Below are 26165 nucleotides of genomic sequence, written 5' to 3'. Positions count from 1 at the left end.
TGGATGAGAGTGATTCCCCATGACGGATCAGTTGCGCGTCACCGTGGTGACACCCACCGGTGTCGTCGGTGCGGCCGAGACCTGGCTGCTCTCCCTGCTGGATGCCACGGACCGGCTGGCGGTCGAGGCGGTGCTGCCGACGGACGGTCCCCTGCGGGACGAGTTCACGCACCGAGGGATACCGAGCTTCGTGCGTGCCACCGGCGATTCCGTCGCGGCTCTCGGCACCACGACCCTGTGGCTGATACGGCATCTGCGCGCGAACCCCCCTGATGTGCTCCTCGCCAACGGAGTCGGGGCGGCGTTGATCGCCGCTCCGGCAGCTTGGCTCGCCGGGGTTCGGTGCGTGTGGGTCAAGCACGACCACACATTCGACGGACCTGTCATGGCGTTGTTGGCCGCGCTGACCGACGGCTGTGTAGCGACCGCCCCCGCCCTGGTGCACGCCTCGAAGCATCCCGAGGCGACGCTGGTGCCCTGTCCCGCCTCGGACCGTGCCGGGCCGGCCCCCGAGATCGCGCGTGCGGAGCTGGTCCGGCACGGCGTACGACTCGGAAAGGACGAACTGCTGCTGCTCACTGCCGCGCACACGGTGAGCAACAGTGGTGTGGACGACGCCATCACGGCTCTCGCCGAGCCCGGGCTGTCGCGCTGGAGGCTGGCCGTGATCGGTCCCCCCGATCCTGCCGGACCGGACGAGCGCAGGCGGCTTGTGGCGTTGGCGAACAACCTGGGCCTGGCCGACCGGGTGGACTTCACCAGCCGGAGGTCGGACATGGGGTGCCTCCTCTCCGCCGCCGACGCGGTCGCCGTACTGCCGAGGACGCCGCATGGCGACGGGCCGAAGCCGGTCGGTACGGGGCCGGTCGCGAGCGCGGCGATGGCCTTCGGAGTTCCCGTGATCACCACGGTCCCGGATCCGGCCGCCGACCGGACCCGGGGGCCGGGAGAACCGGTCGTCGTCACAGTGCCGCCCGCGGAACCGGCCGAATTCGCCGCGGCGTTGCATCGGCTCTCGGCGCACGGCGGCCCCGCGGCGGCGGGCGGGGCCGTGCCGTCTGCGACCGCCGCTCCTCCCGGTCTCCCTTCGTGCGCGGACCTGTTGGCGCAGGCTCTGGCCGAGGCCGCGCGGCTGTCCGGCGCCGGGCTGACCGGGACGGCTCCGGTCTCGGTGATGACCTGTTTCTGGAACGAGGGGGAGGCTGTCGATCGGCTCCTGGAACTGCTGCTGCCGCAACTGACCGTGGACGGCGACGAGATCGTGGTGGTGGACGACGGTTCCACCGACGACACCGCGGATCGAGCCACCGCCTGGGCCGCCCGCGACTCCAGGGTGCGCGTCCTCAGATGCCCCCATCAAGGTCTCCCCGCGACGCGCAACGCCGGCGTCCGTGCGGTCCGCAACTCCCTCATCGCCTGCACCGACGCCGGCTGCGTCCCTGCTCCGGACTGGCTGGCCCGGTTGCGCGCGGCATGGGCCGAACCGCTCCCCGCCGACCTGCTGACGGGCGCGTACCGAGTGAGCAGCGACGGGGTGTCGGCCGAGGCCATGGCCCTGGTGGGGTACCCGGTGCCGGAAGAGGTCCGCCATCCGGGACCCTGGACGCGCGTGTACACCCGCCTTCTCGGCCGGGCGTTCGACGCGTCGACGCCCAGCGGTCGTTCGATGGCTTTCACCCTCGCGGCGTGGCAGGACGCCGACGGGTTCTCCGAACGCCTCAAGACAGCCGAGGACTTGGCGTTCGCCCGGGATGTCCTTGCGGCAGGCCGTCGTGCTGCACTGGTCACGTCCGCCGAAGTGGACTGGGCGCAGCGGCCCACGATGCGCAGGACCGCGGTGATGTACTACCGCTACGGCCAGGGCAACGGGCAGTTGGCCGACGGCCGACTGCTGGGCCGCGACATCCTGAGAGCGGTCGCCTACCTCGTCGCTCCGGTCGCGGTACGGCGAGGCCCTGGTGCCCGGGCCCTCGTGGCTGCCGCGGCCCTCACCTACCTGTCGCTGCCGGTGGCGCGGGCCGTGCGTGGGCGGCACTGGTCCGCCCTGCCCGTCATCCCCCTGGTCACGGCCGTACGTGATCTCGCCAAGACGGCGGGGGCGGTCCACGGACTGACCCTACGGATGAAGGATCGCCGGCACTGAGCGGGCCGCAGGTCCGACGCGGCTCTCAGCCGCCTACTCTCCGCCCGGTCCTCGGTACACGGTGAGCGGCCGGGGCTCCCGGCGAGCGGCCTTTGCTCATGTCCCAGGTGCCGCAGGCAGCTTCGTACACCGTGTACATGTGCTCGACGACTTGGTCCACGCCGTGGTGTCGCTGCACATGAGTGCGGGCCTGCCGGCCCAGCGCCGCACAGGTCGTGCGGTCCGACAGCAGGGAGGCCACCGCGTCGGAGAGGGCCCGCGGATCGTCCGGCGGCACCACTGAGCGCGAGGCGTGGCCCGGCGGAAGCGCTTCGCGTGCGCCCGCCACGTCGGTCACCACCACCGGACGACTCACCGCCATGGCCTCCAGCGGTGCGAGTGCCATCCCTTCCCAGCGCGAAGGAAGCACCACGAGATCCGCCGCGAGATACCAGTCCCGGGGGTCCTCCACCGCTCCCGCGAAGACCACCGCCGCGGATGCCCGCTCCTTCAGCATCTCCCGGTCCGGCCCGTCACCGATCAGGGCGAGTCGCACGTCGGGGATACGGTCGACGACTCCTCCCCAGCTCCCGAGCAGCACGTCCTGACCTTTCTGCCGGCACAGTCGCCCGACGCACACCGCGAGCGGTGCCGAGGGGGCCACGCCCAGGCGGCGTCTGGCCGCCGCACGTGTCGAGCCGCCCGGGTCATCGAAGTGATCGAGGTCCACCCCGTTGGGAATCACCACATACGGAGCCCGGACTCCGGCGGCCTCGCCCTGCGCGCGTTCCCCCTCGCTGACGCAGACCAGCCGGTGCGCCCACCGAGCGCCGGTCCTTTCCCACCGAACGGTGGCCATGCGCAAGAGTCCTGTCACGGCATCGAAGGCCCACGCGTGGGGCTGAAACACCGTGGGCAAACGCCCACGAAGAGCGATCCGCCCGGCCAGACCCGCCTTGGAACTGTGCAGATGGACGACGTCCGGGCGGGCCGAGTCCACGACGCCCCGCAGCGCGTCCACCTCGCGGAGCAGCCAAGGACCCGGGGCTCGGCCGGCCTCCCACGCCAGGACCTCGGCACCGGCCCCCGCGGCTCGCGCGGCCAGTCGGCTCCCCGGCAGGCACGCGACGACGACTCGGTCGCCCCTGGCACACTGCCCGCCGACCAGACCGGCGACCACGGTGGCGACACCCCCGTCGCTCGACTGCGCGATGTGCAGGATGCTCCGGCTGCTCGGCATCGTCGACATCACAACGGCCTCCCCGGAAACAGGCGCCTGATTTACGTCGTATACATACACTCTCCGCGCCACAGCTCCACCGCGTCAAGCCCAGCACTTGACCTCGACAAGCATCTGGGGCGAATATGTATATTTACAACGTAAATGTACATAGGGGGGACCGTAGTTCCGAGGGGCGCTACCCGATGAGCACGCTCAGGACAGCCCGAAGGGACACGCCGCGGCGAGTGAAGCGAGCGATCCCCGACACACCACACCGGACCGGCGGCTGTCATGTGCCGACGATCCCGTTCATGGCCACGGACATGACCGCCGCACTCGCGGCCTCCGTCACCGTCCTGCTCCTCTTCGACCGGTGGTTCGTCCTCGCCGCGCTGCCTGCCGCATGGTTCCTCGGCCTCGCACTGCATGGGGCTTACCAACAGCACTGCTTGCGTGAAGGGACACACGAGTTCCGCCGGGCGCTGCGTGCCGCGGGGCTGATCGCCGTGGCGGCGAGCGCGGCCTGGTGGTTCGTGCCCGAGGCCGGCCCGCTGCATGACACGCTCTTCGCGCTGCCCCTCACCGTGGCGGCCACGCTCCTGCTGCGCCAGACCCGGCGACTGCGGATGCGCGCGGCCTGGCACCACGGACGGAATCTCGAGCGGGCGGTGGTGGTCGGATCCGCTTCCTCGGCCGCCGATCTGATCTCCCTGCTGCACCGGAACAGCGACTGCGGACTCAAGATCGTCGGCGCCTGCCTGACCGATCCCGCCCACGCCGACCGTGTCGTGCCCGACGGGGTGCCTTCGTACGGCGGCGTGGACGACACGGCCGCGGCGGTACGGCAGAGCGGCTGCGACGCGGTGATCGCCCTGCCGAGCCCCGGGCTGGAGGCCGATGAGCTCCGGAGGCTCTCCTGGCAGCTCCAAGCGGCCGGAGCAGAGCTCTTGCTCGCGCCGGTACTGGCCGATGTGGCGGCCGCCCGGGTGGCAGTGACGCCGTTGGCAGGGCTCCCGCTGATGGAGCTTCACGCGCCGACCCTCTCCCGGCTCCCCCGCGTCCCCAAGGAACTCGCGGACCGGGCGTTCGCCGCTGCCGGCCTCGTCCTCCTCGCCCCGCTGATGCTGGCCGTCGCCGTCCTGATACGGCTCGACAGCCCCGGCCCCGCCCTGTTCAGGCACTGCCGGATCGGGCTGCGCGGCCAGGAGTTCACCGTGCTGAAATTCCGGACCATGTACCAGGACGCCGAGCGGCGCAGGGCCGAATTCTCCGCACTCAACCAGTACGGCGACGGCGCCCTGTTCAAGATCGTCGATGATCCCCGGATCACCCGGGTAGGAGCGTTCCTCCGTCATTGGTCGCTGGATGAACTCCCCCAGCTGCTGAACGTGGTGGCGGGCCGGATGTCCCTCGTCGGCCCACGGCCGCTGACCCCGGACGAGACGTTCGCACTGCCCGAGGACATCAGACGGCTCCGCCTGCTGGTGAAGCCCGGACTGAGCGGACTGTGGCAAGTGAGCGGACGCTCCGAGCTTCCGCTGGAGGAGCGGGTGCGCCTCGACCTGAGCTATGTGGAGAACTGGTCGACCGCGCTGGACCTGCGCATCCTGGCACGCACCCCGGGCGCGGTCATCCGCGGGACCGGGGCGTACTGACGAAGGGCCGAGCCGCCATGAACCACGATGTGCCCGCGCTGCTCGTGAAAGTGGGCCCCTCCCCGCAGAACCACGGCTGCCTCGGCGCGCTGCGGAGCCTGGGCAGGGCGGGCGTGCCCGTGTACGCCATGGTCGAGGACCGGTTCACCCCGTGCGCCGTGTCCCGCCATCTCGCCGGCCGGTTCGTCGTACCGACGACAGGACAGGAGGATCCCCGAGCCCTCACCTCGACACTGCTGCGGCTCGGCCGCGCGATCGGCCGCAGGGCAGTCGCCGTACCCACGGACGACGAGTCCGCCGTACTGCTGGCCGAGCAGGCCGATCGTCTGGCGGAGTGGTTCCTGCTGCCCCCCGTCCCGGCCGCGCTGCCCCGCGCGCTGACGAGCAAGGACGGCCTGCGCCGCATCTGCACCGAATACGGCGTGCCCACACCTCGTGCCTTCGCGCCTGCCGATCGTGCGGAACTCCTCGCGTGCGGCCACGACTTGGGCTACCCGCTGGTGCTGAAGAACCTGGAGGCGTACACCAGGCTACGTGCGCCTGTCGTCACACACACCACCATGGTGTCCGACGAGGTGGAGCTGCTCGACGTCATCGGGACGGCGGAAACGCCCTCGGTTCTGATGCAGGAGTACATCCCCGCCTCCTACGGCGAGGACTGGATCACCCACCTCTACTGCGGAGCGCAAGGCACGCCAAAGGCGGTTTTCACGGGATACAAGGTCCGGTCCTGGCCGGTGCGCAGCGGCGCGACCACCCGGGCCTGGTCCTGGCCCAACCCCCGGCTCGCCGGACTGGCCGGCGACTTGTGCCGGCTGACGGGGTACAGCGGCCTGGCCGATCTCGACTGGCGTTTCGATCGACGGGACGGCCTCTACAAGCTGGTCGACTTCAATCCCCGTCTGGGGGCGCAGTTCCGGCTCTTCGAGTCCGAGGAGGGCATCGACGCGGTCCGGGCGATGTACCTGGATCTGACCGGGCAACAGGTCCCCGGCGGGCCGCAGGTACATGGCCGGCAGTTCGTGGTGGGCCAACTGGATCTGCTGTCGGCCACCATTGGCGCCTGGCAGGAGCGCCGCTTCCCGTCCACGATGCTGCCCCGCCACGGAGTCGAACGCGCGTGGCTGAGCTGGGACGATCCCTTGCCTGCGGTGGTCGAGTCAGTCCTCTTCAGCGGCACGGTCGCACGGCGTCTCACCAAGCCACTGCGCGAAGCGCGGTGCTGATACGGCGGGCGGCGAATCCTGCCCCGCAGACGAACCGCAGGAGCGGTCCGAACGTGGGAGCCGCGGCCAGCCCGGTGAAGAAGAGACCCGGAACCGAGGACTCGAAATCGGGCGAGAGCCGAGGGGCACCGGCGTTCTTGACGACCTCGCGGCGCAGTTCGGCGCTCAGCAGCTCCAGACGGTCGACGTCCACACGGTAACCGGTGCCGGCGATGACATGGTCGGCCTCCAGCGTCTGCCGGTCTCCGTCCGGGCCTTCCAGCTCAAGCAGTACGCCCCCGGCGAGGTCGGGCTTCGCCGAGCCGATGCGGACGCCGCACCGCACCGGCACACGCCCCTCGACCCGATCCCGGAGCCACCACGCGCCGTATGGTCCGAGAACGGTCCGCAGCAGCCGGGCGCGAACCCGGTCGGGCAGACGCCGATAGACGGCGGGCCCCCTGCTGCACGCCACGAGCGGCCATCCATCACCCAGCAGGGAATTGGGGTACATCAGCCGCACCCGTGCCGAACGTTCCACAGGGCGCTCGGTTTGCGGTGGGGGACCGAAGACCAGCGAGCCGGCACGGGCGAGGACCGTGGGCTGCGCGCCCGACTCGTGCAGCAGAGCGGCGCTCTCCAGCGCCGATTGTCCCGCCCCCACCACGGCCACCCGCTGTCCGGCGAACCCCGACAGGTCCACGTGCTCCGCCGTATGGGAGACAAGCCCGTCGTCCACCATATGGGCCAGCACGGGCGGCACGTTGGCGAATCGCACAATTCCCACGCCAAGGACCACGGCTCGGCTTTCGAACCCCTCACCAGAATCCAAGGTGATCCAAAAACCTCTGCCACGCCCCTTTTCCACTCGGCGGACTGTCACCTGTTCGAGTTCGGGTGCCCAGTGCTGCTGAAACCAGAGTCCATACCGCACGAACTCGGAAATGTGTACCGGATCCCGCTCGTCACCGGAAGCCCTACCTTCCGAGACACGGTAATCCGCAAGTCTCCAGCCCGGCATCGGGGCGGAAATGAATGACGAGAATGGAGAGGACTTCAGGTACATTCCCTTTGGCATATGGGAGAGCCAGCCTTCCATCGGCTCGCCAAAAATCCTGAACGGAATTCCCTGAGCCTTCAAATGGGCGGCCACAGCGAGGCCGTACGGCCCTGCACCGATGACCGTGATGGGCGCTCCATTTTTCGAGTTCACGATCAGCCCCCTAACGATTAAATATAATACCAATCTATAGTCGTAAATGACGGCGTGCAAGCGCTGACGGCGCTCGGAATACTCTGTACACTTCCTCCGTACGTGCACGCCGTCTGCCCCGACAGAGACCCGAGGTCGCGACCATGGCGAGTGACAAGAAGCCTGCGCCCGGCAGACGTGCCGGAGACCGGGGCCGCTACGGCCGGCTGAGCCGGGAGCGGGTGCTGGCCAGCGCCCTTGAGCTGGTGGACCGGGAAGGCCTGTCGGCGCTGAGCATGCGCCGCCTCGGCGGTGAACTCGGCGTGGAGGCGATGGCGCTGTACCGGTACGCCTCCAGCAAGGACGCCCTGCTGGACGGCCTGGTCGAGGCGCTCTATCTGGAACTGGAGGAGGGCCTGGCCGCCGGCCCCGAGGCGACCGGGTGGCGGGAGGGGCTGCACCAGGTCGCCCGGGCCATGTACGACGTCTGCCTCGCCCATCCGCAGGCGGTGCCGCTGCTGTCCACGCGCATGCTGGCGGTACCGCTTGCCCGCCGCCCCCTGGCCGTGCTGAAGGACCACGAGCGGGTGCTGGCGCTGCTGCGCGAGGCCGGGTTCGACGAGGAGCGCTCCACGGCCGTGTTCCGTGCCTTCACCGCCTGGCTGCTCGGCTATGTGTCGGTGGAACTGCGGGAGATGGTGGACAACCCGGACGAGCCGGATCCCGCGTTCCGGCTGGGGCTGCACCGGATGCCGCCCCAGGAGCTGCCCCGGCTGCGCGAGGCGGCCCCGGCGCTGGCCGAGCGGGGCGGTCCGGAGGGGCTCGCCGCCGGGCTCGACGCCCTGCTGGACCGGTTCACCTCCTGAGCGACTTGCTGAAGAGCGTGACCGGACGTTCCAGGCCTTCGCCGTCCACGACGAGATCGACGGCCTCGTTGAAGAACGCCAGATGTCCCTCGATGGCGCCGACCGCGGGCAGTGGCTCCGGGTAGCTCCAGACGATGTTCCGCGGGACGTCGGCCTCGCCCGCGTAGGTCCAGTAGCGGGCTGTGCCCTTGTACGGACAGGACGTTCGGTGCTCGGTCGGCTCGAACAGGTCCAGGCGGACGTCCTCGACGGGAACGTAGTAGCGCGTCGGCAGTCCGGTCTCGAAGACCAGCACGGGGCGGCGAGTGTCCGCGACCACCGTGCCGTCGATCTCCACCTGGACATGCCGGCTGCTGCGCACCGCGTCCACGCGTTTGTGCGGGTCGCGCGGGTGGACGAAGATCTCCTCTTCCTCCTCGTACCAGTGGTCCAGGCCGTCGTCCCGGCGCAGGAACCACTCGAAGGCGATGTGTCCGGCCAGATCGGCGGCGGGGAACGTCCACGCGGCGTTCGGCACGCGCGCTCCGTCGACTTCGAGGTCGTAGAAGATCGTCGAGCCGGTGTGGGTGCCCGTCGGGGGTTTCTCCGCCGGGCGCAGGAGGTCGGTGCGGACCTCCTCGCGCGGGAAGGCGTAGCGCGGGACGGGGATCCCCTCGGGCTCCCAGACGAGGACGGGGTGTCGGCTGTCGACGACGGTGACCTCGCCCTTCACCCCGCGCACCCAGCGCTCGCAGGGCTCCCACAGCAGGCCTTCGGGGGTGGTACGGACGGACCGCTCGGTGGGGAACACAGGCATGATCCACTCTCCTTCGGCTCCATCTCGGAGCCTACTGCGGCCCCGTTCTCAGTGAGCGGCATCCAGCCTGGCCCGCTGCTCCCCCGTCAGCTCCAGATCCACCGCGGCCAGGTTCTCCTCCAGCTGCGCCACCGAGGACGCCCCGGCCAGCGGGATCACCGGGAGCTCCGCGCCGATCTGCCAGGCCAGCACCACCTGGTTGACGGTCGCGTCGGCCTCCCGGGCGACCTCCCGCAGCGCCTTGAGGCGGGCCGGGGTGCCCGGGTGGTCGTAGTCCGGCGGAAGTGGCTTGTCCTGCCGGGTGTAGGCGCCGGCGAGCAGCGGCGAGTAGGCGACCAGGGTGAGGTCGGGCTCGGCACGCAGATAGCCGAGGAGTTCGGCGCCGGCGTGCCCGAGGCTGCCGTCGGGGAAGAGGTCGCTCGGTATGTCGAAGCGCGGGCGCAGATGGCTGTGCTGGTACTGGAGCACCTGGTAGCCGGGCAGTCCGGCGGCGGCCGCCAGCGCGCGGGCCCGTTCCACCCGCCACACGGCGTGGTTGCTGACGCCGAGGAGGCCGACCGTACCCTCGGCCACCAGCGCGGCGAACCCCTCGACGGTCTCGGCGAGCGGCACCCGCTGGTCCTCGATGTGCGCGTAGAGCAGGTCGATCTTCTCCACCCCGAGCCGTTCCCGGCTGCGCTCGGCGGCTTCCCGGATCACCTTCGCCGACAGGCCCTCCGGGTTGTCGACGTAGCCGGTGCCGGGGGCCAGGGGGCGAGCGCCGAGCTTGGTGGCGATGACGATCTCGTCGCCGACGCCCCGGCTGCGCCGCCACCGGCCGAGCAGTTCCTCGCTCTGACCGCCCTGGCCGCCGTCCTCCCAGAAGGCGTAGTTGTCGGAGGTGTCGATGAAGTTCCCGCCGGCCTCGACATAGCGGTCGAGTACAGCGAAGGAGGTCTCCTCGTCGGTGCGTGAGCCGAACAGCATCGCGCCGAGCGCGAGAACGCTGACCTCGCGGCGGTGCTGCGGGTCGGTGCCGATCGTGCGGTACTTCATGCCGGAATTCCTCCCGTTGGGTGCGTGAGAGGGAGTCTTCAGCTTGAAGCGCACTTCAAGTCAAGTGCGGGACCGCCTACTTGGCGAACGGCCCCTCCAGCGCCGCCCACTGGAGCAGCATGATGGTCTTGGCGTCGGCGATCTCCCCGGTCCGGATCATCTCCAGGGCGCGGCGGAAGGGCAGTTCGAGGATCTCGATGTCCTCGCCCTCCTCGTCCAGTCCACCGCCCTCGTGGGTCCGGGTGGACGGCCCGTACTCCGCCGCGTAGAAGCTCACCCGCTCGGTGACCGAACCCGGGCTCATATAGACGTCGAACACATGCTGTACGGCCCCGATGGTGTGGCCGGTCTCCTCCACCACTTCGCGGCGCACGGCGATCTCGGGGTGCTCGTCGTCCTCGTCGAGGAGCCCGCCCGGGGTCTCCACGAGCATCCCGTCGGGGTGGCCGTTGACATACACCGGGAAGCGGAACTGGCGGGTGAGCAGCACGGTTTCGCGTTCGACGTCGTACAGCAGCATCGTGGCGCCGTTGCCCCGGTCGTGGGTCTCGCGCTCCTGAGTGCTCCAGGTGCCGTCGGCATGCCGGAAGTCGAAGGTCGTGGTCCGCTCGATGTACCAGTGGCTGGAGAGCAGCTTCACGTCCCGCACCTTCACGCGCGGGTTGCCGGTCAGGTCCAGGCCGGTCCGGTCGAGTCCGGTACGGCCGCGGCGGTCGGGAGTGTCGATTCCGGGCACAAGAGATGGAGTCATGCTCCGCTTCTACCATCACGCGTCGATGTGCAGCGTCTGCCCTCACGCGTCGGTGTGCAGCGCGGCCAGCACATCGGCGTCCGTCAGCTGCTGGAAGTCGTCGTACCAGAGCCCGACGGCCATGAAGTCGACCGGCCGGTGCAGACAGACCACCTCGTCGGCCTCCCGGCTCATCAGCTCCACGCCCTCGGGCGAGCCGACCGGCACCGCCAGCAGCACCCGCTCCGGCGAACGGCCCCGGATCCAGCGCAGCGCGGCCCGGGCCGTCGCTCCCGTCGCCAGTCCGTCGTCGACCACGATCACGGTACGCCCGCGCAGGTCGAGGGCGGGACGGCCGTGCCGGTAGAGCTCCTCGCGGCGATGGAGCTCCGCGCGCTCGCGGGCCACGATCGGTGCCAGGGTGGTCGGGGTCAGGCCGAGCCGGCCCAGGGCCCAGTCGTCGAAGACCGGAGGATCGTCGCCGCAGATCGCGCCGACACCGAACTCCTCCTGGAAGGGCGCGCCGATCTTGCGAGCGACGAGCACGTCGAGCGGGGCATCCAGCGCGCGGGCGACCTCCTGGGCCACGGTCACCCCGCCCCGCGGGAGGGCGAGGACGACGGGATCCTCGAAGGCCCGCTTCTCGTGTCGGCTCCGCAGCTCCTGGGCCAGCTCCCGTCCGGCATGCCCACGATCACGGAACAGCGTCATGGTCGTCACCCCATTCCCGTGCCGCGGGGTCCGCGTACCCAGGGGCGCGGGATCGATACACGCCGGGGGCTCGGCTGGAAGAATGACCCTTCCTGCCGTGCCCATGACAGCCCTCGGGAGGGCGCCGCCTCAGGCCGTCGCGTCCTGTCACGTTTCCGCCAATTAGGTCCCCCCACGCACGAATTCGGAGTAACTTGCGGTTGCGCCCACCGGCCAGGGGGAGGCCATGGATGACGCCTGAAGGACCAGCGACGCCCAAGCACACCGGCCCGCCTCAGGGCGCACTCCTGGTGCCCGCCGCCCAGCTCTCCCCACCGCCCACGCTGAGCCTCAAGCTGCTCGGACCGCCCAGCGTGTCCTTCGAGGGCGAGCCTGTCCGGCTCTCGCCGGGCGCCACCACCCTCTGCGCCTACCTCGCGCTCGCGCCGCCGGAAGGCCGGCCACGTTCCGTCGCCGCCGCCCACCTCTTCGAGGACTGCTCCGAGCGCCTGGCCCGTCGGCGTCTCAACACCGCACTGTGGCGCCTCAGGTGCGAAGTCCGGGCCGGCACGGGCCTGGAGATCGTGGGTTGCGACAGTTGGCGCACGGTGGCCCTGAGTCCCGATGTCGGCGTCGCCACGGACGCGACCAGGTTCCAGGGCCTGGTCGAGTCGGTCCTCCGGATCCCACCGGCCGACCTGGACGAGGCGGACCTCGCCCGACTGCACAGCGCCCTGTCGCTGCGCAGGGGCCGGCTGGTCGAGACCTGCGACGACTCCTGGGTCATGACGGCCCGATGCCGGATCGACACCCTCCACCTCGCCGCACTCGACCACTTGATCCAGTACTACGGCGTACGCCGTGACGTCCCGGCGATCACCGCGTACGGCGAGCGCGCCCTCGAACTGGAGCCGCTCCGCGAGGACTTGTACCGGCATCTGATCCGGGCGTACGGCACCGCCGGCCGACTGGATCTGGCGGAGCGGCAGTTCGAACACTGTCGCGCCGTCCTGCTCGAAGAACTGGGCGTCGGTCCCATGCCCGAGACGGTCGCCACCTACGCACGGCTGCACACCGCAAGCAGCAGTAGGTCGCGGGCCGTAGCCACGCTGATCACCGAATTCGAACGAGCCCGGCGGGGCATCGGGCTCCTGGCCACCGCCATGGACCGCGCACTCGACCAACTCCGCGGCATGTCCTGAGCCCGACCTCCTGTTCCGGCCACGCGCGAGAGCGCGAAGTGGCGTTCGTATGAACCGTCTTCGGCCAGTCGAACCGTCTCCCTCACTCGTTCGAAGGAGACTTCGGACAGCAGGCCATTGCGGCGCCCTGATCACGCAGCGTGTCCGTGAATCATGAGGAATCCGCCGATCGTCCGTGGACCACCGGACCGAACGGCACGGTGACGGGGCCGTGATTCAGCCGTGGTTCTCCCGTGAGTGCGCAAGTCCACGCTGAGTCCACGAGAGAGAGGCCACGACGTGGTGCCGAGGAACCGGGGGCGCTCGTGATCACCGAGGTCAGTCAGGCCCTGCGCGACGTCATCCACCAGGCCACTCCCGAGCATGGTCCCTGGATGGTCCTGCACTCCCTCTCCCAGGCCGACAAGTCGCCGCTGCCCGACGGGAAGGGCGTCCTCGCGCTCATCGCCCTGGAGGAGCACGAACACCTGCGCAATCTCCCTCTCACCGACGGTGCGGCCGGACTGGTGCGCGCACCGCTGGCCCTGAAACTGCACTACGTGGCCACCTTCATGGGCGACCACGACGAGGCACAGCGCCGGCTGGCCCGTATCGTCCAGGCCTTCCACACCACGCCGATCCTGCGCCGGCACATGCTCAAACCCCCGCTGGCCGACGAGGTCGAGACCCTCACGATCCGGCTGGTCGGCCCCACCCACGACCAGCGCAACCAGATCTGGGGCGCGCTCGGCCGGCCCGGCCGGCTCGCCCTGTTCTACGAGGTGGACGTCGCGCCCGTCCCCGTGCTCCAGCAGGACGGAGCGGGCCGGGTGGTCGAGCACCGCGTCGAGTATGTGAGGGCGCCGTGAGCATCGCGACGAGCACCACCCGCCTGCGGCACCACGTACGCCTGGTCCACGCCTCCACGGGCGCACCGATCGGCCCGCTCACCGCCCGGCTCACCGCGGCACGGCACGGATGGGCCGTCCGGACGCTCCCCGGCGGCGTCGTCGTCACCGCGCGCACGGACGTCGCCGTCCCGTCCACTCCCCCGCACCTCGCCGTCACCGTCACGGACGGCGCCCTGGCCCGACTGCTCGTGTTCCCTCCGGAGCCGGACTGGCCGCCGTACACCCTGCTGGTCGAGCTGGACGCGACCGAGATCGAACAGCCGCTGCACCCTGTCCCGATGACCCTGACCGTGACGCTCGTGACGCCGACCACGGGCGCTCCCCGCACGGGGCGGACGGTCACCGCCCAGGCCACCAAGGGCCCGAGCCCGAAGCCCGAGATCGCCTTGCCCGAAGTGGCGCCCGGCGTCTACTCCTCGGCCCTCACCGAGTGGACGGCCGCATTCACCCCGGCGGAACTCCTGGTCGACGGAAGCCTGCTGCGCACCGTCTCCGTGAACGGGTTGTCCGTGGCGACCCGGATCCGACTGGTCGACACGACATGAACCATCAGCTGAGGAGGACCCGTGACGTATCAATCGCCCGGCGTGTACATCGAGGAGGTCCCGTCCGGGCCGCAGCCGATCACCGCCGCGCCGACCAGCGTGGTGGCGATCCTCGGTACGACGCGTAAGGGGCCGCCGCTCAAGCCGACCCGCGTCACCGGCTGGGGCGACTACGTCCGGACCTTTGGTGCGCCCACCTCGCGCGGCTTCACCGGGGAGTCCGTCTTCGGCTACTTCGAGAACGGCGGGCCGGCGGCCTGGGTGATCCGGGTGGATCCCTCGACCGCGGCGTCCTGGCAGGTCTTCGACGCGTCCGCGAGGAGCAGCTTCGCCGTCACCGCGGGTTCGCCGGGGGCCTGGGCGTCGTCGTTGGGCATCGGCGTCCGCGCCGACACCGGCGGAGCCTCCGGAGCCTTCTACCGGGCGGAGACGACGGGCAGCACGGTCTCAGTCAATACAACCTCCACGGCCACCCTGCAGGTGCCCACCACGACCGGGCTGCGGCCCGGCGACGCCATCGTGCTCGTGCCGACGGGAAGCGCCAAAGCGCCGGTGACCGCAACCGTCGAGTCGGTGACGTCGAACACCGTCATGCTCAAGGCGAGCGGCGCGGTGGAGATGCCGCCCGGCTCGGTCGTCGCCGGTGCGCTGGCAAGCAACAGCACCACGTTGTTCCTGCCGTCGGGCAAGGGATTCCACAAGGGAGACGTGGTCGTGGTGACGGCGCCGGACGGCGGCCACAGCAGTGCCCTGGTGACGGATGTCGTCGCCGCCCGGACCTCGGTCACGCTCACCCTCGCCACCGCGCCGGGCGCCGTTGCCGGGGCCGCGTTCGTGCTCCGCCGGACGGACTTCCCGGCTCGCGCGATGTTCACCAACACACCGTCGGGCACACCGCCCACAACCAACGTGCCCATGTCGGCCCTGAGCTTCGAGCGCCCCCTCACCGCACCCATCGCCGCCGATCTGTCGGCCGCCGCGCCGCAGAGTGCCGCCGCCCGGATCACGATGACCGACGGGCGTACCGGGGAGTGGAAGGGCGGCAACAACCGCTTCGAGATCGTCGGCGACACACCACCACCGAGCGGGCCCGTCACGGTGAACGCGCCCGTGTCCGCGGTGCTCCTGGCGGACACGGGGCTGAGCATCACCAAGCTCACTGAGGCCCATGTCTCGGCCACCTACGGGTTCCTGCCCAAGGGCGCCCAGGTCACGTACAAGGGCGGCACCGGTGTGACCCCGGTCGTCGCCACTCGCACGGACTCCGGCTTCGGTCTGGCCCCGGCGCCCAACGACGCGCACACCTACACCGAGGCCTCCTTCACCCTCCAGGGCAACGCGGACACCGGCATCGCGGTCCGCTGCGCCGTCGCGCCGCGGGTCGGGGACCGGCTCGCGATCGACACCGCGACGGCCGACAAGGCCTTCGCCCCGATCACCGGCGTCGCCCGCCACGGCGGCGACGTCTACGTGCTGAGCTTCGCCACCGGAACGACGATCGTGAAACTCGACCAGACCCGGTTCGGGCTGTTCGCGGTGGAGAGCGCCTCGGTCGCGGCCGAGCGGTTCGCGCTCTCCGTCACGGTGGACGGCAGCGTCGCCGAGACCTTCCCCGGGCTGTCGCTCAGCACCGAGCACCCCTCGTACTTCGCCAAGGACGGCGTGGTGAACGGCGCTTCGGCGCTCATCACCGTCGCTCCACGGGACACCGCAGCCCCCGCGGTGTCCCAGGCCTCCGCACCGCTCTATGTCACCGCGGCCACCATCGGCGCGGACAGGCCCGCGACCAACGACGACTTCCGCGAGGGTCTGGCACGGCTGGAGGAGGTGGACGAGCCCGCGATGGTGATCTGCCCGGACCTGGTCACGGTGGAAGACCCACAGCTGCAGGCCGACCTCGTGGGTCAGGTCGTCACCCACTGCGAGAACTTCCGGCGGTTCGCCGTGATCGACACCCCGGACCTGACCGGCGGTCCCGGCACGGACGTCGACGCGGATCTCGTCAAGTGGCGTGACACCACCCTGTCGTCCACCTACGCGGCGGCCTACGCACCGCACCTGAGGATCGTCACCATCGATCCCGAATCGCCGGACAGGTTCACCACCGTGCCGCCGTCGGGCTTCGTGGCCGGTGTCATCGCGCGGACCGACCGGCTGCGCGGTGTCCACAAGGCCCCGGGCAACGAGATCGTGACCGGTGCCATCGGGCTGACCCAGACCTACACCCAGCGCCGGCAGGACCTGCTCAACCCGGCCGGTGTCAACCTCATCCGCGCCTTCCCCGGGCGCGGCACCCGGTTGTGGGGCGCCCGCAACGCCACGGACGACACCGCCTGGCGCTACATCAATGTCCGCCGGCTGTTCAACATGATCGAGACCTCGGTCGACCGGGCTCTGCAGTGGGTCGTCTTCGAGCCGAACACCGCCCAGACCTGGATCCGGATCAAGGTCTCGGTGGAGAACTTCCTCGACCAGCAGTGGCGGGCCGGCGCTCTCGCCGGGACCAAGCCCGAGCAGGCCTACCGGGTACGGGTCGGACTCGGCGAAACCATGACCGAGGCCGACATCGACCTGGGGCTCGTGATCACCGAGGTCGCGATCGCCCCCGCCAAACCCGCCGAGTTCGTCGTAGTCCGCTTCAGCCACAAGCGGCTGTCCGAGTAGGAGTTGACGCATGTATCCCATGACCACCCTGCACTTCGCGGTGAGCTGGGGGGACACACAGCAGACCTCCAGTTTCTCCGAGGTCAGCGGTCTGACGATGGAAGCCGAGGTGATCGAGTACCGCGGAGGCGCCGACCCGCAGTTCTCCACGCGCAAGCAGCCGGGTCTGCGCAAGTTCTCGAACGTCACGATGAAGCGGGGCATCGCCCCGACGGAGGCCGGCAACGGTCTTTTCGAGTGGTACAACTCGATCACGATCGGCTCCGTGGACCGCCGTGACGTCACGGTCAGTCTTCTCAACGAGGAGCGGGACCCGGTGATGACCTGGAAGATCAGGGAGGCCTGGCCGGTCAAGCTCGAAGGCCCGGGCCTGAAGTCCACCGGCACCGACGTCGCCATCGAGTCGGTCGAGTTCGCCTGCGAAGGCATCCTGATCGAGACCCGGTGACCTCATGCTGCCGCTGGCCTCACCCCTCGTCAGGCCGTTCACCACGGCCCACTTCGTCCTGGCCATCGACGGCCTGGCGTCGGTGAACTTCGCCAAGTGCACCGGCCTGGCCGGGGAGGTCGGCGTGGAGGAGTACCAGGAGGGCGGTGAGAACCGGTTCGCCCACCGATTTCCCAGCCGGGCCTCGTTCCCGAACCTGGTGCTCAGTCAGGGTGCCGGTCCGGCACGGGAGTTGTGGGACTGGTTCGCCGAGTTCCACGTCAGCGGGCTGGTCGCGCCGCGGGACGGCAGCGTCATCCTGATGAGCTCGGTCGAGGGCGCGATCGCACCGGTCCGGGTGTGGGCTTTCACGAGGGGCTGGCCCGCCAAGCTGACCGGCCCCGACCTGGACGCGCAGTCGTCCGCTGCGGCCATCGACGTCATCGAGATCGCCCACCACGGACTCTCCCTCAAGAAGGTGCTCTGACATGGCCGTCGTGATCGGACAGATCGTCACCGAGACCGTGCTCGCCCCCGCAACGGCCGAGAGCCCGCCGCCCGGCGAGCCCCGGGGCGAACAGGACATGGACGTGATCGTGCGCCGGGCCGCCGAGCGCGTGCTGGAGATCCTCCGCCGGGAGTGGGACCTGTGAACCTGACCGCGACCCAGCTCGCCAAGCTGACCATCGACGCCTACGCGGACATCAAGTTCCAACAGCCCACCGGAATCCGCTGGCAGGCCCTGCTCAACCCCACCGAGCTGTCCTTCTCCCGCAAGAACCTGTACCAGGCCACGCAGTCCGCGGGGACCTCCGCCCCGCAGCAGTCCTTCAGCGGCGGCGAGCCCGACCAGGTCCAGATCGATTTGCTGCTGGACGGCACCGGAGTGGTCGGCGAGCCCGGGAGCATCGGCCCCCTGCTCGACGCCCTGCTGGAACTGACCCGGTTCCAGGGCGACACCCACCAGCCGTACTACGTGCACGCCCACTGGGGGCGATTCTCGTTCCGCGGGATCCTCACCCAGGCCGATGTCACGTACAAGCTGTTCGACCGGGCGGGCGAACCACTGCGGGCCACGGTCAAACTGTCGCTGAAGGAGGCGCTCTCGGTCGAGGAGACGGCCGCGAAGGACCGGCCGTCCTCCCCCGACCTCCGGCAGACCTGGCTGGTCGAGGACGGCGAGACCCTCGACGCCATCGCCGCCCGGGTGTACGGGGACCCGGCCTACTGGCGTCCCCTGGCCTCGGCGAACCGTCTGGCCAATCCGCGCGGCCTGCGCACGGGCCAGCTGCTCGTCCTCCCGCCGCTGGCGGCCGGACGATGAGCCCGGCGGAGCGGGACCGGCCCGCCTTCGAGGTACGCGTGGCCGGTACGGCGCTGCAGCCTCTGGTGACCGCGGACATCGTCGAACTGGACATCTCCGAGGAGGTGAACCGGCACGGCCGGCTGAGCCTGATCGTCCAGAACTGGGACGCGGACCGGCGCGGCGTGCGGCACAGCGACGACGGCCCGTTCGAACCCGGGGCGGCGATCGCGGTCTCGCTCGGCTACCACTCCCGGCTGAGCACCGTGTTCGACGGCGTCATCGCCTCCCTGACCACGCACTTCCCGCGCGGCGGCCGTCCGGTGCTGCGCGTCGAGGGGCGCAGCAGGTCGATCCTGCTGGAACACCCGCCCCGTTCCCGCCAGTTGACCGATGTCTCCGACGCGGATGTAGCCTCGGCCGTCGCCGCCGACTACGCACTCACCACGGACGCCGCGGACGGCGTCAGCCGGCCCTTCGTGGTCAGCGACCGGATCAGCGACTGGGAGCTGCTCAAAGGCCGCGCGGCCGAGCTGGGCTGGGTCACCTACGTCCGCGGCGGCACGCTGGTCCTGCGCCCGCCCGCGCAGAAGCGGCAGCCGATCGCGCTGGACTACACCCGCGACCTCGTCGAGCTGCATCTGACCCAGGACCTGACGCGCGCCATCGGCTCGGCCGTCGGCGTGGCCTGGGACGTGGCCTCGCTGGAGGCCGCCGAGTCCGAGCAGAGCGCCACCGCGGCGGGCATCGACATCGGTGAGCGCACCGCGCACGACACCGCCGCGGCCGACTCCGGCTGGCCGGCCCGGGACGAGCGATGCGCCTCCCCAGCCGTCGCCGGCTCGGACGAGGCCGACGCCCGCGCCGTCGCCGTACAGCGCAGGGCGGCGCTGGCGCACTGTTTCGGTTCCGGTGTCGTGCACGGCGACCCGGCGCTGCGGTGCGACGGCTGGGTATCGGTCGCCGGTGTCGGCACCCGGATGTCCGGACCGCACTACGTCACCGCGGCCCGGCATCGCTTCACCGCCGGCGGCTATCTGACGGAGTTCCAGGTGGGGTCGCCGCCCGCCCTGGTCCCGCCGTCGAGGACCGGCGGCCGTGGCCTCGTACTGGGTGTCGTCGAGGCGCTCGACGACCCGGAGTCGCTGAACCGGGTGCGGGTCCGGCTGCCCTGGCGGGCGGACGGCGGAGACGGGGTCTGGGCCCGGACGGCCAACCTCGACGCCGGTGACGGGTACGGCGCCGTCGTGGTCCCGAACGTGGGACAGGAGGTCCTCGTCGGGTTCGTCGACGGCGACCCGGCCACACCCGTCGTCCTCGGGTCCCTCTACAACGGCACCCAGCGACCGCCGGTCGTGGTGGACGCCGACACCAACGCCGTCCGGGCCCTGACGACCCCCGAGGGCCATGCCCTGCGCCTGGAGGACGGCGAAGCGGCGGCGGCAAAGCTGCTGTCCGGCAAGGGCCACAGCCTCGTACTCGACGACACGGATTCCGCGGTCGTCCTCACCCACGCGGAGTCGGGTAACGCCGTCCGGTTGTCCGGGGACGGCATCGAACTGGTCGCGGCGCAGGGCGACATCAAGCTGTCGTCGGCGGCCGGGAGCATCACGCTCGACTCGCTCAGGCTCCGGGCGAAGGCCTCGGGACCATCCACCATCGAGACCTCCGCGACCTTCGGCCTCAAGGCGTCGGGGTCGCTCGCGCTCAACGGCGCACTCGTCACCATCAACTAGCAACTGGGGAGATCGCCATGCCAGCGGCCGCTCGGGTCGGAGACACCACGGTGCACGGTGGCACGGTCGTCGGACCGGGGGTCCCCACCGTGCTGGTCGGCGGAACGCCCGCGGCGGTGCTGGGAGACATGCACGTCTGCGTGATCCCCTCACCCCCGCCGCACCCTCCGTCGACACCGTTCCTGGCAGGTTCGGCCACGGTGCTGATCCAGGGGCGGCCCGCACTGCGAGCGGGCGACTCCTGCGCCTGCGGGGCAGCGGTGGCCGTCGGCCATCCGACGGTGGTGATCGGATGAGCGGCGACTACCCCCATGTGGGCCGGGGTTGGGCCTTCCCGCCGACGTGGGCCCGCCCGGAGTCCGGGCCGGTGTCCCTGGTGACTGAGGACGGCAAGGACCACCTGGCCGACGCCCTTGTCGTCCTGCTCCACACCACACCGGGGAGCCGGGTCATGCGGCCGGACTTCGGCGCCGCCGTGGACCGGTACGTCTTCGAGCCCCGCACCCCCGACGCCTGCCACCGGCTCGCGGACGACGTCCTGCGGGCACTCCTGCTCGGCGAACCCCGGGTCATCGTCGACTCCGTCGAAGCGGTGCCCTCCAAGGAGGCCGACGACCGGGTCGATGTCATCGTCTCCTACCGGATCGACCGTCATCGCCGCCCGAACAACCTCGTCGTCCCGTTCTACGTGGCAGGTGGACGATGACCCGGCGCCCGGAGCGCATCGTCGAGGCGATGGCGGCCGTAGCCCGGCTCACGCCCTTCGACGACGAAACCCCGTGGTACGACGTGCTGTTCACGCGCCCGGACGACGAGGAGAGGGACGTCCTCGCCCGGCCCGAACAGCCGGACCAGGCCCTGCTCTCCGTCCTGGCACACGAATACACCGCACTCGACCGGCACGCCGCCACCCTGTCTGCCCGGACCCACGTGGCCTGGCTGGAGCAACTCCTCGGCATCCCACGGCTGCCGGCCCTGCCCGACCGGGTGATCGCCCACATCACCGTCGAGCCCGGCCTCGCGCCGGCCGTCGTCCCGCGCGGCACCCTGCTGCGCGGCGGCAAGGACGCCTTCGGCAACGAACGGCACTACGCCACCCTCGACACGCTCACCGCCCACGGCGCGCCCCTGATCGCCGTCCGCACCCTGCACCCCGGCGGGACCGAGCCCGGACGGCCGGGCATCGCGAACGAGGCGCCGGATTTTCCGCTGGCCCCCTTCACCGGGCCGGACGCCGTCCACACGCTGCGCGTGTACTCCCCGGCACTGTCCTTCGAGGGCGGCGACCTCACCGCCGAACTGACCTTCGGCGACGGCATCGGTGTGCACCTGCTGTCCCCTGCCGTGTGGCGGTGCTCCACGGCGGACGGCGGGGTCGGTCCGACCACGACGGGGACGGTCTCCGGCACAACGGTCACGGTCACACTGTCGAACGGCTGCGGGGCTCCCGCGGGGCAGACCCCGTGGATCGAGTGCGTCGTCCCAGCCACCGTGCCGGTGCCGGAGGAGCTGGCCTTCGTGACGGTGGAGGTCGCGGTGACCGGACGCACGCCGTTCGCGCCGCAGGCCGCCTTCCACAACGACGGCGCCGTGGACGTCACCAAGGAGTTCCAGCCGTTCGGCGCCGTGGCCAAGCGCGGTGACGCCTTCTATCTGCGCTCGGACGAAGCGTTCTCGAAGGCCCTGCGGCAGCTGACCGTCACGGTCTCCCTGATGCAGGCGGCCGGTGGGATCCTCTCGGCCTCGGCCGGCGGCAGCGGTATCCCGGCGGTCACGGCGGACTTCCTCAGGGAACGGCTCTCGACCGTTCAGGCCGAGGTGGGCGCGGCCCACACCAAGCACTTCGGCGCCATTTTCGACTTCCTCGCGGACCGGGGCGACCCCACGGTGGTGTGGCAGCGCCGTGTGGAAGGGCAGTGGCGGCAGATCGGCGACGCCGGCGACCGGTTCGGCACGGTCAGCGCCGACGTGTCCGGCGCCCTCGGGTCCGAGCCGTTCGCCGTCGCGGGACAGCCGGGGCACTATGTGCGGGCCTTCCTGTCCGAGGGCGACTTCGGGTGGACGGGCTACCAGGAGGACATCGCCGCGTTCGCCAGCAGGGCGGTGGCCGGTACGACGCCGAAGCCCACGATGCCGACGCCCCCCGTGCCGCCGGTCGCCTCCGGCGTGACGATCTCCTACACGACCACGCCGGTGGCGGCCACCCGGGTGGAGTCCCGCAGCGGGTGGCGACACACGGTCCAGCAGGACGGCGGGGTGTTCCGGCCGTTCCGCCGCGCGGTCTCGGACACGGTCGCCACCGGCATGGTGGCGATCGGTCTCGACCTGCCCGCGTCGGCCGCGGGGTCCAGTGTCTCGCTGTACTTCGACATCGCCTCGGCCGCGCCCTGCGGCGCCGCCGACCGGGTGTCCGCGCGGTGGGAGTGGTGGGACGGCACGATCTGGCACGACCTCCCCGTCGCGGACGGATCCCGGCAGCTGCGCGAGTCCGGCCTGTTGCGCTTCGTCGTCCCGGCCGGCTCGGTGACGGGCTGTGCCGACCTGGGCGCGGCCGCGGGCCGCTGGATCCGCCTCGTGACGACCGCGCCCGAGCGGCTCGGCACGATCCAGGGCGTGCATGTGGACGCCGTGCAGGCCGAGTTCGTCTCCGCGGCCCCCGATCCGGGCGCCGACCCGAGTACGGCCGGCCTACTGCCGCCGGGGACGATCAAGGGCACGCTCTCGCCGCTGCGCGGGGTCAGGAAGGTGACCAATCTGGCCTCGCTGCCCGGCCGGGGCCCGGAGCCCGATCCGGCCTACCGCGCCAGGGCGTCCGCGCGCACCCGTCACCGTGACCGTGCCGTGCTGCCCTGGGACTACGAGCAGCAGGTGGCGCAGGCCTTCCCCGAGGTCGCCGCCGTCCGGTGCCTGCCGCACACCGACCGGGACGGCGCCCGGAAGGGCGGGAAGGTCGCCCTGGTCGTCCTGCCGGACCGCCCTTCGGACCCGGCACCGCGCCCCTCGGTGAGCCTCGCCGCGAACATCATGGACGCCGTCGCCCCGGCCCGCCCACTGGGCGCCGAGGTGGCGGTGGTCTGCCCGCGCTACGCCCCGGTCACCGTCGTCGCGACGATCGCCCTGCGCCGCGGCATCGACGCCCTGAGCGGCAAGGAGTCGATCACGGCCGCGCTGGAGTCGGTGCTGCATCCGGGGAGCACCCTCCCCACGCGATGGGGGCAGTCCCTGTACGCGTCGACGCTCATCGCGTTCCTGGAGCGCCGGCCGGACATCGACGTCGTCACGTCGTTCCAGCTGCGCGACGCCGAGGGGACGCCGGTCGAGGCGGTCGAGGTGGACCGGTGCCGCGGACTGTACTGCTCGTCCGGGGCTCATGTGCTGACGTGTGAGGAGCAACTGTGACCCCGCAGCAGACGACACCGATCGTGCCGTTCGTCCCCGTCGAGCCGGACGCCGACTGGGAGACGGTCCGGGCACGCGTGATGGACGGACTCGCCCGCGCCGTCCCGGACGCGTGGAGCGACCACAACCCGGTGGATCCGGGCGTCACGCTGGTCGAAGCGGCCGCGTTCGGCCTGGCCGACCTGCACTACCGGGTCGCCGAACGGCGCTTCGACGCCTGGCCGTTGGAGGTACGGGGCTGGGAGCCGGACGCCGACCGGTCCTGGCACACGACGCTCCCCCAGGGCTCGCTGACGGCGATCGCGGCCGCCCTGGCCTCGTCCGGGCCCACCTCGGCCGCCGTACTCGAACCCAGGATCCGCGCCTGTCGGTCGGCGGTGGACGCCGGCGCCCTGCTGTCGACGAAGCCGTGGAGCAAGGCGTTCGCCGCGAGTCGGCGCCCGGCCGTGATCGCGCTGATGCGGGCCCGGCTGGTCCGCCAAGTGGCGCAGGAGCAGGCCCATATCGTCGCCGAGGCCGTTGCCGCGCAGCGGGGTTCGGCCGATCCGGTCGCCGTCCGGGACGCGCGGGCCGCGGCCGAGCTGACCGGCATCCTGCCGCTGTGGGACGAGGAGATCGTCGCCCTGGTACGCCGGGAGCGGCGCCGACTGACCCAGGAGGCGCTCGTCGCCCGGCTGGCCGAGGTCCGCGCGGCCACGGCGGACACCGCCCCCGCGACCCGGTCCGCGCTCACCCGGGACGGTCTCGACCCGGCCGAGGTGAAGATCGCGATGGCCGCCGGCCCCCAGCCGCCGGACCTGGTGCCGGAGGACCTGGAGGACGCCAGGGGCCGCACCCATGTCTGGCCGCCGCACCCGATCCAGACGCTGACCTGCGAACCGGTGACCGCGCAGGACTACGCGCGGCGGGCCCGGGCGCACCGCGGGGTCCGCCGGGCCTGGGCCGTCCGCGGCAGGCTCAGGGGCATCGCCTGGAACGGCCTGCCCACCGGGGCGCCGCCGGCCGTCCCCGTGGACCCGGAGGCGGCGGCGATCACTCTGGTGGTGGAGCCCAAGGACAAGCATCCGACCGACGGTGACGCCTTCCTGCGTGCCGTGCTGCGGACGGCGATCGGCCCGGAAGCGGGTACGCCCTTCCCCGACTGGCGCACGGGGGTGAACGCCATCGGCCCTCGCCGTGTCATCTGCGACGAGGTCGGTGCGGGCCTGCTGGAGGAGCGGAACATCCTGGTCAAGGGCACGCTCATCACGGGCGTCGGGGTCGATCGGGCCGCGCTGGTCAGGGCCGTGCGGGCGCGGATCTCCAGGTTCTTCGCCGCGGGCCGGCCGGAATCGCGGGCGCCCGCACCCGAGCGGACCGTAGAAGGCCCGTGGCCGCGGACCGACCAGCCGGCCGAGGGCTGGATTCCCGGCGCCCCGATCCGGTTCAGCGAGGTGGTCGAGGCGATCGTGGCCGAGACCGCGGTACAGGGTGTCGCGGACCTGGAGATGAAGATCGAAGACGGGGCCGAGTTCCGCACGGTGGCCCACGGCAGCCTCGATCTTCCCGCCAACGCCGTGCCGAAGCTGGCCGAAGCGGCCTGTCTGCGGGTGCGGTTCGCCCTGGTCACGGGGTGCGGAAATGCGTAGCCCCGACTACACGCGGCTCGCCGCCCAGCTGCCCGCCGTCTACCAGCAGGACCCGGTGTCCTTCGCCCAGGTGGACGCCTATCTCGGGCTGGCCGACGAACTGAACCGGGCGATCGTCGAGCGGCTGGAGGACCTGCTGACCGGCCTCGGCCCGGACGCCGTGCTGCGCTGGCCCTCCGCTGTACCGCTGGACGCCGGGGCCGACGCCCTGCTGCGCTCCTACCTCGCGACCTACGACGAGGTGGCGGCCTGGGCCGGTTTCGTGTTCCCGGAGAGCTGGCCGAGGACCGAGGCGGGGCTGGCCCGGCGCCGCCAGTTCCTCGCGCGGTCGGCCCGGTTGTGGCGCCGGCGGGGCACACCCCGCGGCTTCCTCAGTTGGTTCGCCCTGTACTTCGGCCTGGCCGGCGTGGTCCGGCTGCCCTACCTGCTGGAGCACTACAAGACGCCGGGCACCGTCGCGACCTTGGCACCGTACACGGCGACGCTCTTCGTCCCCGCCCCGCGCTTCACCGAATGGACCCGGCGTCAGGAGGCGGTCGACTTCGTGTACCGCTACGCGCCCGCCCACGTGAGCATGCGGGTCTGCTTCGTGGATCCCGACCGGTTCGCACAACCACCGCTGAGCAACCCGCCGGTGCTGCCCGACTCCCCCACTGAGGCGGAGCTGCAGGCCTACGCCGACGCGGTCGCCACGCACCAGCAGGAACTCAACGCGCTGCTGTGCTCGACGGTGTCGGAGATCGACCACAAGAACGGCATCCACATCCACGCATGCATCGACGAGGGCCGCCCCCATGACCGGCTCGGGGTCGGACGCCTGCCCACGACGTGACGGCCCGCAGGCAGTCAAGGAGAGAA

Annotated in this window: 24 protein-coding genes; 18 read left to right on the top strand and 6 right to left on the bottom strand. The window is 71.2% G+C overall.

Annotated features, from left to right (window positions below):
* The first annotated feature begins 19 nt into the window (after positions 1–19).
* On the top strand, positions 20–2143 hold the full coding sequence (locus tag RMT89_RS03090) for a glycosyltransferase (RefSeq protein WP_315882331.1): 2124 nt from the start codon (positions 20–22) through the stop codon (positions 2141–2143).
* 25 nt (positions 2144–2168) lie between these two features.
* On the opposite strand, the gene RMT89_RS03085 is transcribed toward RMT89_RS03090, so the two are convergent.
* Positions 2169–3371, bottom strand: a complete 1203-nt coding sequence (locus tag RMT89_RS03085; RefSeq protein WP_315882330.1) for a glycosyltransferase family 4 protein — start codon at positions 3369–3371, stop codon at positions 2169–2171.
* Positions 3372–3655: 284 nt separating this feature from the next.
* Between RMT89_RS03085 and RMT89_RS03080 the strand changes: the two genes are divergently transcribed.
* Together RMT89_RS03080 and RMT89_RS03075 are read left to right on the top strand one after the other, a co-directional pair.
* The gene (locus RMT89_RS03080; protein WP_315882329.1) at positions 3656–4999 is read left to right on the top strand and encodes a sugar transferase; all 1344 of its coding nucleotides are present in this window, start codon (positions 3656–3658) and stop codon (positions 4997–4999) included.
* Positions 5000–5016: 17 nt separating this feature from the next.
* On the top strand, positions 5017–6225 hold the full coding sequence (locus tag RMT89_RS03075; protein WP_315882328.1) for an ATP-grasp domain-containing protein: 1209 nt from the start codon (positions 5017–5019) through the stop codon (positions 6223–6225).
* Here the strand turns inward: RMT89_RS03075 and RMT89_RS03070 are convergent.
* The gene (locus tag RMT89_RS03070) at positions 6194–7417 is read right to left on the bottom strand and encodes an NAD(P)-binding domain-containing protein (RefSeq protein WP_315882365.1); all 1224 of its coding nucleotides are present in this window, start codon (positions 7415–7417) and stop codon (positions 6194–6196) included. The genes RMT89_RS03075 and RMT89_RS03070 overlap by 32 nt on opposite strands.
* A gap of 143 nt (positions 7418–7560) precedes the next feature.
* Between RMT89_RS03070 and RMT89_RS03065 the strand changes: the two genes are divergently transcribed.
* Positions 7561–8262: a TetR/AcrR family transcriptional regulator C-terminal domain-containing protein gene (locus RMT89_RS03065; protein WP_315882327.1), complete on the top strand. Its 702-nt coding sequence runs from the start codon at positions 7561–7563 to the stop codon at positions 8260–8262.
* On the opposite strand, the gene RMT89_RS03060 is transcribed toward RMT89_RS03065, so the two are convergent.
* The 4 genes from RMT89_RS03060 to RMT89_RS03045 all read right to left on the bottom strand — a co-directional run bounded on the left by RMT89_RS03060 (position 8252) and on the right by RMT89_RS03045 (position 11534).
* Positions 8252–9058 (bottom strand): DUF427 domain-containing protein, encoded by an 807-nt coding sequence (locus RMT89_RS03060; protein ID WP_315882326.1) that lies wholly within the window; start codon positions 9056–9058, stop codon positions 8252–8254. The genes RMT89_RS03065 and RMT89_RS03060 overlap by 11 nt on opposite strands.
* A gap of 48 nt (positions 9059–9106) precedes the next feature.
* Positions 9107–10093 (bottom strand): aldo/keto reductase, encoded by a 987-nt coding sequence (locus tag RMT89_RS03055; RefSeq protein WP_315882325.1) that lies wholly within the window; start codon positions 10091–10093, stop codon positions 9107–9109.
* Positions 10094–10169: 76 nt separating this feature from the next.
* On the bottom strand, positions 10170–10844 hold the full coding sequence (locus tag RMT89_RS03050; RefSeq protein WP_315882324.1) for an NUDIX domain-containing protein: 675 nt from the start codon (positions 10842–10844) through the stop codon (positions 10170–10172).
* A 42-nt stretch (positions 10845–10886) separates the two neighbouring features.
* On the bottom strand, positions 10887–11534 hold the full coding sequence (locus RMT89_RS03045; RefSeq protein ID WP_315882323.1) for a phosphoribosyltransferase: 648 nt from the start codon (positions 11532–11534) through the stop codon (positions 10887–10889).
* A 230-nt stretch (positions 11535–11764) separates the two neighbouring features.
* On the opposite strand from RMT89_RS03045, the gene RMT89_RS03040 reads away from it, so the two are divergent.
* The 14 genes from RMT89_RS03040 to RMT89_RS02975 all read left to right on the top strand — a co-directional run bounded on the left by RMT89_RS03040 (position 11765) and on the right by RMT89_RS02975 (position 26139).
* Positions 11765–12715, top strand: a complete 951-nt coding sequence (locus RMT89_RS03040; RefSeq protein ID WP_315882322.1) for a bacterial transcriptional activator domain-containing protein — start codon at positions 11765–11767, stop codon at positions 12713–12715.
* Between the two features lie 305 nt (positions 12716–13020).
* A complete protein-coding gene (locus tag RMT89_RS03035; protein WP_315882321.1) occupies positions 13021–13563 on the top strand; it encodes a Pvc16 family protein in 543 nt (180 codons plus the stop codon).
* Positions 13560–14150 (top strand): hypothetical protein, encoded by a 591-nt coding sequence (locus tag RMT89_RS03030; protein ID WP_315882320.1) that lies wholly within the window; start codon positions 13560–13562, stop codon positions 14148–14150. The genes RMT89_RS03035 and RMT89_RS03030 overlap by 4 nt, the downstream gene beginning before the upstream one ends.
* Positions 14151–14171: 21 nt before the next feature.
* A complete protein-coding gene (locus tag RMT89_RS03025) occupies positions 14172–16814 on the top strand; it encodes a phage tail sheath subtilisin-like domain-containing protein (protein WP_315882319.1) in 2643 nt (880 codons plus the stop codon).
* Positions 16815–16824: 10 nt separating this feature from the next.
* The gene (locus tag RMT89_RS03020) at positions 16825–17262 is read left to right on the top strand and encodes a phage tail protein (protein ID WP_315882318.1); all 438 of its coding nucleotides are present in this window, start codon (positions 16825–16827) and stop codon (positions 17260–17262) included.
* 4 nt (positions 17263–17266) lie between these two features.
* Positions 17267–17728 carry a phage tail protein gene (locus RMT89_RS03015; RefSeq protein WP_315882317.1) on the top strand — a complete coding sequence of 154 codons (462 nt, stop codon included), beginning with the start codon at positions 17267–17269 and terminating at the stop codon, positions 17726–17728.
* A gap of 1 nt (position 17729) precedes the next feature.
* Positions 17730–17894: a hypothetical protein gene (locus tag RMT89_RS03010; protein ID WP_315882316.1), complete on the top strand. Its 165-nt coding sequence runs from the start codon at positions 17730–17732 to the stop codon at positions 17892–17894.
* Positions 17891–18565 carry a LysM peptidoglycan-binding domain-containing protein gene (locus tag RMT89_RS03005; protein WP_315882315.1) on the top strand — a complete coding sequence of 225 codons (675 nt, stop codon included), beginning with the start codon at positions 17891–17893 and terminating at the stop codon, positions 18563–18565. The genes RMT89_RS03010 and RMT89_RS03005 overlap by 4 nt, the downstream gene beginning before the upstream one ends.
* Entirely contained in the window at positions 18562–20280 is a 1719-nt protein-coding gene (locus RMT89_RS03000) for a phage baseplate assembly protein V (RefSeq protein ID WP_315882314.1), read from the top strand. The genes RMT89_RS03005 and RMT89_RS03000 overlap by 4 nt, the downstream gene beginning before the upstream one ends.
* 17 nt (positions 20281–20297) lie before the next feature.
* Positions 20298–20576, top strand: a complete 279-nt coding sequence (locus RMT89_RS02995; RefSeq protein WP_315882313.1) for a PAAR domain-containing protein — start codon at positions 20298–20300, stop codon at positions 20574–20576.
* Positions 20573–20986 (top strand): GPW/gp25 family protein, encoded by a 414-nt coding sequence (locus RMT89_RS02990; protein ID WP_315882312.1) that lies wholly within the window; start codon positions 20573–20575, stop codon positions 20984–20986. The genes RMT89_RS02995 and RMT89_RS02990 overlap by 4 nt, the downstream gene beginning before the upstream one ends.
* Positions 20983–23679 (top strand): baseplate J/gp47 family protein, encoded by a 2697-nt coding sequence (locus RMT89_RS02985; RefSeq protein WP_315882311.1) that lies wholly within the window; start codon positions 20983–20985, stop codon positions 23677–23679. The genes RMT89_RS02990 and RMT89_RS02985 overlap by 4 nt, the downstream gene beginning before the upstream one ends.
* The gene (locus RMT89_RS02980) at positions 23676–25307 is read left to right on the top strand and encodes a hypothetical protein (protein ID WP_315882310.1); all 1632 of its coding nucleotides are present in this window, start codon (positions 23676–23678) and stop codon (positions 25305–25307) included. The genes RMT89_RS02985 and RMT89_RS02980 overlap by 4 nt, the downstream gene beginning before the upstream one ends.
* Positions 25300–26139 (top strand): hypothetical protein, encoded by an 840-nt coding sequence (locus RMT89_RS02975; RefSeq protein WP_315882309.1) that lies wholly within the window; start codon positions 25300–25302, stop codon positions 26137–26139. The genes RMT89_RS02980 and RMT89_RS02975 overlap by 8 nt, the downstream gene beginning before the upstream one ends.
* Positions 26140–26165: the final 26 nt, after the last annotated feature.

The sequence above is a fragment of the Streptomyces sp. P17 genome, from assembly GCF_032436805.1.
Taxonomy (GTDB): Bacteria; Actinomycetota; Actinomycetes; order Streptomycetales; family Streptomycetaceae; genus Streptomyces.
The sequence above is the reverse complement of the archived record's forward strand: the minus strand, read 5'-3'. Positions and strand labels throughout refer to the sequence as shown.